This window comes from Clostridium sp. NSJ-49, from assembly GCF_014287725.1.
Classification (GTDB): Bacteria; Bacillota; Clostridia; order Clostridiales; family Clostridiaceae; genus Clostridium; species Clostridium disporicum_B.
Window position 1 is genome coordinate 67129 of record NZ_JACOOP010000012.1, and the last position, 13233, is coordinate 80361.

Sequence of the window (13233 nt, forward strand, 5' to 3'; positions counted from 1 at the left end):
CACCTACTTACTTACTAGCGCTATAAATTCCTTAAAGCTATTAACCTTAATAAGACTTTGCACCATTTCAAGATCATTCATTATCTCAAACAAATCATTTGTTATTCCCTTATTAAACTCTAAATTATCTTTTTTAAGGGCAACCATAAATATTATTGAAACTTTCTTATTATTAAAAATTATAGGTTTTTTTAATATCTTTACAGAAATCAAATCTCTATTAGCTTGCATTTCTATAGGGTGAGGTATAGCTATTCCATTAAGATATATAGTAGAAGAAAATTCCTCTCTTTTTAGTACATACCTTGAATAACCATTTCCTCCAACACCACTTTGCTCTATCTCTTTAGACATCTTAGTGAGGCATTTAATATAATCATCACAAGAATCCTCTATAGAAAAATAATTATAATCAAAAAATCTTTTTACATAATACTCTTTAGTTTTATCAACAAACGCTTCATTAAAATTTTCAAACATAACTAACTGTTTAATATTTAAAATATCATAATCATCCAAAAGTTCTTTAATATATATCAAAGGTACTTTTAAACTAGTGTTTAACTCGCTTATTGAGAAGATTATATCTGGATTAAATTCCTCAAGTTCCTTCATCTCTAAAATTGAGAAAGTCTCGATATTGGCCTTTCCAAAAAGGTTACCTATTTTAAGCTTTATTAGGTAAGCACTTCCCCCTCCAGATGAACAAACTATAGCAATTTTATTATACTTGCCTAGTTTATATATAATCTCTTTTTCCATATGAACCGCAAAATGAGTCGCTATAAATCCTATCTCATCACGAGTAGGCTCTATTCCGTATTTTTCCTTAAGCATATTCCCTAAGGCTATAGCAATATTAAATATGATAGGATACTTAATTGCTAACTCATCAATAATTGGATTAGTATATGATATTTTGTAGCTTAACCTATTAATTAATGAACCAATATGAGTTATCAATAATCTTTTAAAATCTTCATCTTGATTAAAAAACGTATTATTATCTTTATCCATATTAATTAAAAATTCTTCTATATCTACTGCTAACTTTTCTAAATATATAGAGTTTTGCTCATTGCTTCTAGTCTTAGCTTTAACTAAACTTCTAAACTCTTCTATATCCTCATAACTAACTCCAACCCTAAATATTTCCTGTATACTATTTACTAAAGATAAATCACAGTTATCAATAACATCTGTATTTAATCTTGCATGAATAAAAATTGTAACCTTTAACCATGCTGTTAACTCTTTTAGCTCAACATAATTTATATTTAAATCATTACTCTTAAGTGTATCTATTAAAGAATCTTGTATAACAATAAATCTCCTATCAACAACCTTATTAATCTCTTCCTTAACTATTCGGTTATCATCAAGATACAATTTAACTAAAAGCTCTCTTCTTTTTATTAAAGGATTAGTTATTTTCATACCATAATGAGCTTTTCTATCAACCTCTAAATTAAATCTACTAATATATTTGTCCACTTCAGCCTTAAAGCCACTAATTAAAGATTTACTTGAATTAAATACATCCATTAAATTATCCATAGTTGTATAATTATCACTTACTGCTATGTATCCAACTATATTTTCCACAGTAATTTTAGGCTTATCAGCTAATCTCTTCAAATCATTAATAAAACTATTAAACTTAACTTCATCAGTTATTTCTAATAAATATCCCTTACCTCTTTTTTGAGTTAAATGAAATCCTTTTGCATTAGTAATATTAACTAGGTAAGAAAAATCATTTTGTAATGTTCTTTTTGAAATAGAATACTTATTTATAAAGTAATCTATAGATAAATAATCATTAGCCTCAATAAGCTCATTGATTATATCTAACTCTCTCATTTTTAATCCCCCTAATTTTCTAACACTATTGGCTTATATTCATTCAAAACCTTTTGTTATTGTTTACATCTTAATTCTAATTTATCTTCTTGAAATACAAAAGATTTTTAATTGCACACTAATGTGCAAAAAATAAACCAATAGTTTTACTAATTCATTATACAATATTATGTTAAATATTATAAATTTTTAGTTATATATGTTTAAATACTCCATTATAAACTGCTTATAAAATTATGATCTTACTTTGTAATCTTCATAAATAAAAAGCCCTATGCATTATATGCACAGAGCTTTCTTGAAAAATTCATAATTTATACTGATATTTAATATCTTCCTAAATAAAAAATTATTACTTTTCTTTAAGTTTTAGATTATAAAAACAGTATACATATTTAATGAAAGTCATTTAAATTTATATACCTCTAATTATATTTTCTTCTTTTTCTTATATACTGTTAATCCAGCACCTACCGCTATAAGTATAATCGCTATTAACCACATATAACTCTCCTGTCCTGTAGTTGGTATACTGTTACTTTCATTATTTTGATTATTACTTCCATTTTGATTATTAGAAGAATTATTGTTATTTTCACCTGGTTTTACAATTATAGTGTTATCATCACCTTGCTCGTTATTATCTCCACCTGGTGTATCAGGATCTGTATTACCCTCACCTGGATTGTTATTATCTCCACCTGGTGTATCAGTTTCTGTATCCCCACTACCTGGCTTGCTATTATCTCCACTTGGTGTATCAGTTTCCGTATCACCACTACCTGGTTTGTTATTATCCCCACCTGGTGTATCTGGATCTGTATTACCCTCACCTGGTTTGTTATTATCTCCACCTGGTGTATCAGGCTCTGTATTACCCTCACCTGGTTTGTTATTATCTCCACCTGGTGTATCTGGATCTGTATTACCCTCACCTGGATTGTTATTATCTCCACCTGGCTCATTATTTTCTGATTCAACTACGGTCACCTTACAAATATCTGTAAATTCGCCATCACGAGTTATAACCTTAATCTCTGTTGTTCCAGGTCCTTTAGCCTCAACATTTCCATTTTGATCAACTATAGCTACTTTATTATCGGCACATTGCCATATAACACCTTTATTACTAGCATTCTCTGGATAAACATTGGCTTCTAGTTTATATGTCTTAGAATCTGCTAAATTTAAAGTTATATCCTTACTTGGAGTTATTTCAACACCTGTTGCTTTAATGATTGTAATATCTGGTCCTGGTTCTCCATCATAAGATTCAAATTCTTTAGAATCAATAACTACTGACTCTACATTATTTGCTTTGATTCTTTCCTCTTCAAGACAATCTACCTTAATGTAGTAAGATTTATATCTCTCTCCATTATAATTGATATTATTTTTATCTACTGAATATCTATATAAATAATCTTCTTCACTAGTAATTAAGCCAATATTCTTCATATCTAACACTATTCCATCTTCTCTATCTTCAATTATACTTATAGCTGCATTTGCAGGAATAGCACTAGCATTAGATACAGTTGCATCAATAATAATTTGATCTCCTATTTCATAAGTTTTTACTTTAACTTTAACATCAGTATATCCTATAGTTGTTTCTCTTGAATTATCATCTAAATTCTTTTCACCTTCAGCCTCAACCTTTATAACTAAATCTTTTTTACCAGTAATATCTCCTACATTAACAATATCAGATATTTCTGTGCTTTCACCAACAGCTATATTACATTCAACATTCTTTTCACTTATAAGTACGTTTGATGTATCATACACTGCAAGCTTAAAGTTAGTTATATCCTTTAATCCATTATTCTTTACAAGTATATCGATTGGCTGATTAACTCCATCTCTAATAGTTTCATCACAGTTAACAGCCTCTAAAGATATATCATTATTAAATCCATCAATATAAGCTACTAACTTATGAATTTCATCTTCATCACTTTCGTTTACAAGGTTCATAATTATATTCCACTTTCCATCATCACTTACACATCCATCATAATTTGTTATAGCCTCTGTAGCTTCATATACCTTTACTGGTTTGCTCCATCCATCATCTTGTCTTACACTTGCTCTTATTGAATCTAACTCTTCAGTTACAGAATCAAGCCATATTACAATTTCTCTACCATCATGATTTATGATATTATAGTTTTGAGTAATATATTTTATACCTTCTGCTAAAATAGTCTTTTTTGCAAAATCATAACTCATTAGATCATTATTTGAGTACCAGTATAATTTTCCATCATAGAAAGTTGGATTAAATTCAGCAGCTTCATTACTTGTAATCTGAGTAATATTATCATCAGTAGCTATCATTATTTCAATATCATCATAAGTAGAAATGTTATTATCAGTATCTACACCATATGCAACATTTAGCTTATTATTAACTATTGAACTATCAATGCTTGAAATATTGCTATTAACATCAACAAGAACCTCTGACTTTGACCATACATTGTTCTTTTTACTTGATGTATATACTATTTCATTATCTATTGAATCTTCAAAAATATTACTATCGCTACTTACCCAAGATACATAAATTTCATCATTATCTATAGCTATAGAAGGAGACATATCAAGTCTTTCATTATTAGTTAAATATTTAAAATCAACAAAACTATTTGTATTATTATCCCATCTAGCAAATGCTATTTCAGATAATTCCAATGCTTTATTAATTTGATTTTCTAAATCATCTCCATCATTAGGCAATTCTTTAGCTGCCTTTTGCCATACTAAATATAATTCATCATTATAAGCTTTTAAAACAGCATCAAAATCAGGAGCTCCATTATTCCATACATCCTTAGCTTCACTCCATACCCCTTCTTCACATACAGAGTAAACTAATTTAGTTCTGTTATTATCATTTCTATTAGGATCATCTACTTGATATACTGCTATCTGCTTATCCCCAATAGTTTCAATATTTTGAGAACTACTAGGTAGCAATACATTTTCTAATACTAATAAATTTTCATCAGATATATCATTTAGACTTACTGCTCCATCCTTCTCTAAATAACTTCTATCAAGCTTAACAAAATTCTCTGAATTATAAACTGCTGCCGATGGATTTCCTTCTAATATTTTCTTACGTCCATAATAATTATCTACTACTACCCATGTTCCTTTTATAGATGGTGTTTCAGCAGTAAATACAAACATTAAAGATGCTTTTAGCTTAGCAGACCCTATAAGTTGACCACCAAAATGCTCATTTGTAAAATCTATCTTTAATGGTAACTCAACATTACCTTCAGCTCCAACTGAAATAGCCCCATTAATTCCAGCTCCACCACCAATAGTAAATTTAGGTGTTATAGTTAATGCTAAATCTAAAACTAGATTTTGTGGCTCTACAGTTACTTTGCTAACACCAGAAGCAAGCTCAACCTTACCTCCGCCACCAATTTCAAAATATACAGGCACAGGTCCTACAACAAATTGCTGATTATATTTATACTCAATTCCAGCATCTCCTACTAAAGATCCCTTAACCTTTGTTAGATTTCCATCATCATCAACAACTCCTTCTGCATATCCAATAAGGTTAAACTCTGGTTCAGAAAATCCTTTTTTCAAAGTAAAGCCACCGCTTTTTGCTCCAAAAGTCTTCATTACTTCCTTTAATTTTTTAATTCTATCCTTAGTTTCCTTAAGATCATCAACCTTATCTTTTAAATCGTCATACCACTTTTCTACACCATTACCTGGTTCTATACCAAAAGCAATTTTTACCTTATTCTCTTCTTGAATAACTGTAAATGGTATAAAATCTAAAGATAATTTAATTGTTGACCCCGCGATAATAGGTAAACCGCTCTCAATCTTAAAACCATTATCCTTAAATAAAGTAAATAAAGCATCGTCAGACTCTATGTCCCATTTAGACTTATCATTAACTGTAAGTAATATCTCTCTTGGTTTAGACTTAACCTTGCCGTCAGCACTAACCATAATTACATATATTTTTTTACCTGCATCAAATGTCTTACCTGGTGCAAAATCAATTACTCCAGTTTCAGTAGATATAGACTGATCTTCTTGATATATAATATATTTTCCTGGAGTAGCTCCATTCCATTCACCATCTAACTTAATAGAGCATTCTATTTCTGATCCATCAAAGAAGTATTCTCTTTCATGTAATAAATCGGTTCCACTATTTTTAGATAATACCATTGTTATATAAGGAGTTCCATTATTGCTAACCTTATCTAGATAAAAAGCTCTTAAAGTACCTGGATTTACATTATATATAAATTTTGATCTTTTATATCCCTCTGCTGTTACTTCAACAGTACATTCCCCAGATATTCCAACAAAAGTTGCTATACCATTTTTATCTGTTTTTACAGTTTGTCCATTAATCTTAACCTCTGCATCTTTAATAGCTGCAAATCCGTCCTTATCTCCAACAAAAATATTGTGTTCACAATTATTTATCCAGTACTCCTTTAATGGTTCTATGTCCGTAACATCTATTTTACTTACACGTATTGCATAAGTGAACAAATCATCCATTGCCTTTTTAGCAAATTGACCTCTATTGCCACCATTAGGATGCTGTTCTCCACCATGTACATAGTTATACTCCCAAGTTAATCCAGAAGCTATTACCCTTCCTTTTCCAAGTGGATATTCAACTAAAGTTGGATTACCATCTTCATTAGTTAATATAATCTTAGAACCAGCAGGTAAAGAGCTTTGATTAAAGCTTACATGGCTTGCCCAGTTCTCATATAAGTCTTCATCTAAAAGAACTTGATTATCAGTTAACTCACCAGTTACAATTGGATGATTATTATCTGCAACATAATTCCTAAAAGAATTATTATTTGTTTTTTTAACCTCACCTGGCAAAGCTTCTGATAATACACCTTCAGCCCATCCTGAATCACAGGCACCAAAAACTATTACCCCACCAATACTCGCAAACTTTTCTAAGTATTCCTTAAAGTTTTTATAATTTTCATACATTTGAAAAGACTGGTCATTTGCAAATACAACAACTCCATACTTAGACAAATCTACGCTTAAAAAATCCTCTGTACTAACAAGATCATACTCAGTTATTCCAGATAAAACAACTTGGTTTGTATTTATATGCCAAGGAAGGTTATCTTCAATTAACAATACACGTTTACTCTCTTCAACACTAAATGTTGTTGGTGTATCATACTCTATATACTCACTTTTGATTAATGTATATCCTTCACTAGGTTTATCAGATGAACTTATTGAAGAATCAGTTCCGTCATTATTTATATCATCATCCTCTTCAACTGTTTCTTCTTCCTTTTCTCCATCATCTTTACTATCTTCTTCATTGCTTATTTCTTCATCATTACTTATCTCATTATCTTGAGATATTTCTTCATTGCTATTCTCATCTTCTACTAAAGCTTCATTGTTATCAAGTAATTCCTCCTGCTGTTCTACATTGGCTCCACCTTCACCATCATATACCTCAGCTCTAGCATTACTGAATGTAAAATTACTTATCATAAAAATCGTCATCAAAGCCGCTATCAATGCTTTATGTTTTCTAAGCTTCCCAATTAATTCTTTCACCCCAAAACCATTAAACTATCAGCTTACTAGGAATCCAATTCCCATAATCATTAACCATACACCCACACAACCAAAGAATAGCCCCATTATATAAAGCATAAAATTCTCTAAAAGAATAATTTGCTTTGGATTATCTCTTCTATACAATATAGTTAATTGCTTCCCTATATGTTTTTCATATATACGCACACTTCCAATATCATGTACAATAGTGTATTCACTACCTTCCGCCACATACTTTAATATATAATTATTATTATTTCTGTCTCCAATATATCTCTGAATACCCACTACAGTAGCTTTAGTTTTACCGCAATTAAGTAACACGTAGAAAAATTTCTTAAATAAAGCTATACACATAACAATTAACATAATTCCAAATGCAAAGAATGGTAATGATCTTAACATACTTTTCCCTCCTTTCCTTCCTAGTAATATCTCCATTACTTAACATATTCATTTTCTCTAATGTGTATAACATAATATTCAAAAATTTTGTTCATCATTTTTTAACAAATTTCTAATATGTGTTCTATCTATAAAAAATACCTTAGAAGTGCATTAACAATATAAATGCATTCCTAAGGTATTTTGATTATCTCTTAAAACATCTCAAACTTATTGCAAACCAAAAGTATCATAATAATAAATACGTATAATATTAAAAATTTCAATAACTTTTTTATCTTAATTGTCTATCATAAGTTTTTTCGTCTTTTCTTATATACTGCTTATTAAATTTTAAAAATAAATTTAAGTAATAACTTCTAGAAGGGCTTTCTATTAAAATTTATATTATAAATATCTTTAATATTATAAAAAGGCTGTGCATTTGCATCAGCCTTTCAATGTATTAAAATATTAGAAACAAAAAATCTTATATTAACCTAATCTATTGCTTCTGAAAGTATTCTTTTTTATTTAAAATTACAACTCCTGCTAATACTAAAGTCATTGCTAACATTATTGTTATATTGCTATTAACTCCACCTGTTTCAGGTAATTTACCCTTATCATAATTGCTTCCGTTATTAGTTTCTGATGGTCTTACTGTAACAATTTTATCATTCTCTGATTCTGATGGCTCTACTGGTTGTACAGGAACTATTGGTTCTTCTGGTTCTATTACTACTACTTCCTGGTCTAAGTTATCTTTATCAGAAATAAAGTAAGTACTACAATGATCAATCTCAAAAGTTACATATTCATCCCCATATACATACTCAATATATAATGATTCTTTTATTTTTTCAGGTTTTCCAGTTTCTTTATTATAATAATATAATGTAACTTCTTTATTGGATAAAGGAGATTTATATCCTATATATGCTTTAACTTCTGCTTTTCCTGGAAGACTTCCATTATGAGCAAAATCTATAATAACTGCATTTTCATCAATCTCTAATATTTTATTTTCATATTCTGATACATTACTAACACTTAAATTTACATCTCTAATGTCTTCATCATTAATATTATTACCATCAAAAGTCCAGCTTTAATCATAAGTTAATAAAAATATCATTTTACATTTACATATTGCTTATTTTGCAAATATTTCCGTCCCATCTTAAAGCTTTAATCCCTCTTCCACCATGTCTATTTTTTAGTATTATAGCATTTATGCAGTTAGGATTTTCTTTTGCATCTTTTGAATCGTAATCTACTTTCCCTTCACGGAACTTATTGTCTTTATATGCCCTATCATCAAATCTCTTATCTCTGTAAAGACCTATTATTTGATCGCTATCTTGCTCAATTCTTGCGCTGTCTTGAATATCCGCTTCCGTTAGTATTTCATAGACTTCACCATTATTTCTATCAACACTTCTATTAGCTTGAGCTACTAAAACTACACATATATTTTCTTCTATAGCAAGTGTCTTAAGCCTTGATGTTATCTCCCCTAATTTCTCTGTAAGTTTAGCAGAGGAACTTGGATCTACATACTTGTTTATATAATCAAGAAAGATGATATCTAGGTTATTTTTAAGCTTGTACACCTTTATTTCATTAATGAATTTATCTATACTAGTTTCAGTACTTATATAAAGCATATTACTTAGAAGCTTAGAACAAAATTCAGAAACCTTATCCTTCTCTTCATCTGTAAGTAGATCTTTTTCAAACCTATTATTATCAATATTAAATTGACTGGCAGCCATTCTATTTAATACTTCATCTTCACTCATCTCTGCACTACCATAAATTACATTATGTCCACTAAGTGCCATATTCTTAGCTACTTGTATTGAAAAAATACTTTTACCAACTCCACTTCTAGCAAATACAGTAATAAGTCTCCCCCTTCTAAAATTCCCCAAGATATCATCAATCTTAGTTAATCCACTTTTAACTCCCATATCCTTATTAATCTCATATAAATTTTTTAAATAATTATCATAAATATCTTCAATATTTAAATCTTTTTTAAGAGTACAATTATACAAATTAATTAAAGTGTTGCTCAACTTATTTTCCATATCTTCAATAGTCATCTCATCACTTACATGAGAACACAAATTAAGTACAATCCTCTTTTTATAAGCTTTAATCAATAGCTCTAGCTTTGTCTCAAAAGCAACATCAGTTGAGCTACAGCTATAAACTTCACTAACATAGCTAACTCCACCCATCAGCTTAATTATCTCCTTATAATTTTCTAAGAAGTTAATTAAATCAATCTCCTTTTTATCATCAGCCATCTTTATAATTCCTTCATAAATCATGCTGTGATTCTCAACCTGAAACATATACTTTTTTATATTTTCATTAGCTTTAGGTATCAATCCTGGATTTACAAACATAGTCCCTAAAATACTTTGCTCTAGCTCAATATGCTGACTAGTTAACACAATATCCTCTCCCTCTGGACCTTCTGTGTCCAATTATTTGGACCCAGAAGGTCCAGTTTTTGAAAATTAATCGATATATTCTGACGCTTTTATTTTAACTTTTTCCTTGGAGGTATTTAAATAACTTTTCCAAAGGTGCCCTTCATAGGTAAACTTATAAATTCCATTGGGCTTTATCAAAAAGCTTTTTAAATCCCATAGGTAATCATAATAAAACTTACTATGATAAACCTCTGCATAATTATCTATAGCCTGCAATATCTGCTCTATGGTAAATACCCTTAATACACTTTCAATACAACTTGCTATATTTTTAGTTAAGGTTAATTCATTGCTGATGTTCTTCTCATTCCATTTATCAAAAATCCTTATATATATTTCTTTTTTGTTTTTATATTGTTTTATTAGAGTATCGGTTGTGATACTACTACTCGTATCACTTGAGTTACTACTTCTAGTATCACTTAAGTTACTACTGGTATTTAACTTAACTTCAGTAGTATCACTTCTGTTACTATTACTAGTATCACTTACGTTACTATTACTAGTATCGCTTGAGTTACTACTGGTATTTAACTTAACTTCAGTAGTATCACTTCTGTTACTATTACTAGTATCACTTGAGTTACTAGTGGCATTTAAATCAACACCACCAGTATCACATTCGTTACTATTTATCTCACTAGTACTAGATAGATTATTAGTTATTATGTCATTATTTTTTACCTCACCAGATAAATAATCCTTAATAAACTTATAACAATTAGCTCTATTCTTCTTCATTGTTATAATATAATTTTTCTCCTTAAGAGATTTGATAAGACTAGCTATAGTATTTCTATTCTTAGTTCCAAACAAAGCCATTAAAGATTCATAAGTTGGATAGACTTCTCCAATATTTTTATAATCAAAACTTTTAAGAGCAATTATAAAATACTTCTCATAAATATTTAAATCACTGTCATTTAAAATCATATTGCTCACTCTTGTAAAACCATTACTACTCATATATATTTAACTATCCCCCTTATTAAAATAACAGCTTGTCAAATGCATCTAATACATCATCAACATTAGCTGTACCACTTGATGACGTAAGTAAATTGGGCTGTATTACTGTTAAATCTATAGAATTAGAGCTTGTCTCACATAAGTATTCATCTACAGCTTTATATGCAATTTCCATCATCTCTTCATATTCATCAACTTCAATAAAATCACACTCCATAGACACTATCTTCATAGCATGTATATTCTTCTTACTCACCATAATAACATCACAAAACCTATTTCCATTCTTGTCTGTTGGATTTAATATGATTTTGCCTTCTTTATATCCATCCCCCTTTTCCATCTCAATTCCAACAAGGCAACAAATCTGTGCACAAGCTACATCTGATGCCTTTTCAACATAATCAGAAAAACCACTCTTCCTTGAAACTCGATCATAAAATATATTATATTTATCCTCACTTATAAGCTCCATCTCCAAAGCAGCCTTACTTGTAGATAATCCTCCAATAAGCTCTTCCTTTAACTTAATTCCAAAATCACATTTCATAATAATTAAACTTCCTTTCATATTTAATTTTTGACTCTATAATTATTTTAACAACCAATTATTTGCTGAAAATTTATTGAATATTTGTTCTATATTTATTTTATTTGTTTTATTTGCTAGATATTTGTATAAAATTTGCTTATTTATTTAGAAAATAAAAAAGCCCTATGCATCATGCACAAGACTTATAATTAGCCACTTATTGGACTCTTAAATTTAATTTATATCCTACGGACCTTATTGATATAAGTTCTGATTTACTTAAACCTAGCTTCTTCCTTAAAAGCCATACTTGAAAATCTACATTTCTATCATTAATTAAACGTTCTTCTCCCCAAATTCTCTCTTTAATAATTTCTCTAGTTAATACCTTTCCTCTTGATGATAAAAATAGCTTTAATAACTCAATATTCAAATGAGTCAATTCATCACCTATATCGTCTACCCAAAACGTATAAGTGGAAAAATCAATTTTTACATTTTTATATTTCCATACCTCATCTTCTATAATGCTTTCATCAACTCTCTCAACTACCATCTTAAAACCACCTCATAATTCAACTTTTCTTCTTTACCCTTAGCTAAATATTTAAAAGAACTTAACTTTTTATATGTATATTTATTACTATATATATAGAATACACCATGAACATGAGTTCTACAAGTCTTAATTTATAATTTTTATACATTTTTATAATAAAAGAAATAAATCTTATGATTATACATAAAACTTATCTCTTAAAATATGCCTATAAAATTAATCTAATACTATTTCTTCTGATTCATAATTAGTATTTTTCAAATTATTACATATCTTATTTCATATATATTTTTCTGCAAAAAATAACTATCAGTAAATAACACAAAATTTATTTACTGATAGTTATTACACTTAATAATTACTCTTCCTAAAAATAGAATAATTACTACTACAAAAGTTCTTCCCTTAAACTTTTGCAATGTATTTTTATCCGGTATCTTACATCTTAAATAATTCTAAATTCATATAATAAGAGTTACTTTAAAATTTAATTTCCCCACCAACAAAGATTATATCAATATTTTTCATTTATTCAATGACATATTTTTTAAGTAAAATTTCTATTTTTTTCTTTATTTTAATAAATCAATTACTATTAAATTTATTTATTAATATCTATGTATTACTTCATATTTTTGTAATTTTTTATTTTACTTAATTAATCTATTTGTCGAATTTTATCTATATTTTTCTAACGCTTTATGTAGTAAAATTATATATATATATTAATTCTTATATTATTTTTACATAAATCTAAATTATATTTTTTAATATAATTTGTCCATATTTAATTCTTCTTAATA

Annotated in this window: 8 protein-coding genes; 1 reads left to right on the forward strand and 7 read right to left on the reverse strand. The window is 28.5% G+C overall.

The genetic code is table 11. The features are described 5' to 3' along the window. Nucleotides 1-3: 3 nt before the first annotated feature. From H8S10_RS06300 to H8S10_RS06310, 3 genes are all read right to left on the reverse strand, one after another. Nucleotides 4-1863: a PTS sugar transporter subunit IIA gene (locus H8S10_RS06300; protein ID WP_186838315.1), complete on the reverse strand. Its 1860-nt coding sequence runs from the start codon at nucleotides 1861-1863 to the stop codon at nucleotides 4-6. A 429-nt stretch (nucleotides 1864-2292) separates the two neighbouring features. Beyond that, nucleotides 2293-7473, reverse strand: coding sequence for an Ig-like domain-containing protein (locus H8S10_RS18350; protein WP_186838316.1), 5181 nt, complete (start codon nucleotides 7471-7473; stop codon nucleotides 2293-2295). 18 nt (nucleotides 7474-7491) lie between these two features. Then, the gene (locus H8S10_RS06310) at nucleotides 7492-7881 is read right to left on the reverse strand and encodes a DUF3592 domain-containing protein (protein WP_055265428.1); all 390 of its coding nucleotides are present in this window, start codon (nucleotides 7879-7881) and stop codon (nucleotides 7492-7494) included. 611 nt (nucleotides 7882-8492) lie between these two features. Here H8S10_RS06310 and H8S10_RS17980 point away from each other — a divergent pair. Then, on the forward strand, nucleotides 8493-8645 hold the full coding sequence (locus H8S10_RS17980; protein ID WP_207731843.1) for a hypothetical protein: 153 nt from the start codon (nucleotides 8493-8495) through the stop codon (nucleotides 8643-8645). A 360-nt stretch (nucleotides 8646-9005) separates the two neighbouring features. Here the strand turns inward: H8S10_RS17980 and H8S10_RS06320 are convergent, their stop codons facing one another. The 4 genes from H8S10_RS06320 to H8S10_RS06335 all read right to left on the reverse strand — a co-directional run bounded on the left by H8S10_RS06320 (nucleotide 9006) and on the right by H8S10_RS06335 (nucleotide 12427). Beyond that, the gene (locus tag H8S10_RS06320; RefSeq protein WP_186838317.1) at nucleotides 9006-10328 is read right to left on the reverse strand and encodes a DnaB-like helicase C-terminal domain-containing protein; all 1323 of its coding nucleotides are present in this window, start codon (nucleotides 10326-10328) and stop codon (nucleotides 9006-9008) included. A 66-nt stretch (nucleotides 10329-10394) separates the two neighbouring features. Then, entirely contained in the window at nucleotides 10395-11336 is a 942-nt protein-coding gene (locus tag H8S10_RS06325) for a helix-turn-helix domain-containing protein (RefSeq protein ID WP_186838318.1), read from the reverse strand. A 22-nt stretch (nucleotides 11337-11358) separates the two neighbouring features. Further along, nucleotides 11359-11889, reverse strand: coding sequence for a hypothetical protein (locus H8S10_RS06330; RefSeq protein ID WP_055265436.1), 531 nt, complete (start codon nucleotides 11887-11889; stop codon nucleotides 11359-11361). A gap of 199 nt (nucleotides 11890-12088) precedes the next feature. Further along, nucleotides 12089-12427, reverse strand: a complete 339-nt coding sequence (locus tag H8S10_RS06335; protein ID WP_186838319.1) for a winged helix-turn-helix domain-containing protein — start codon at nucleotides 12425-12427, stop codon at nucleotides 12089-12091. Nucleotides 12428-13233: the final 806 nt, after the last annotated feature.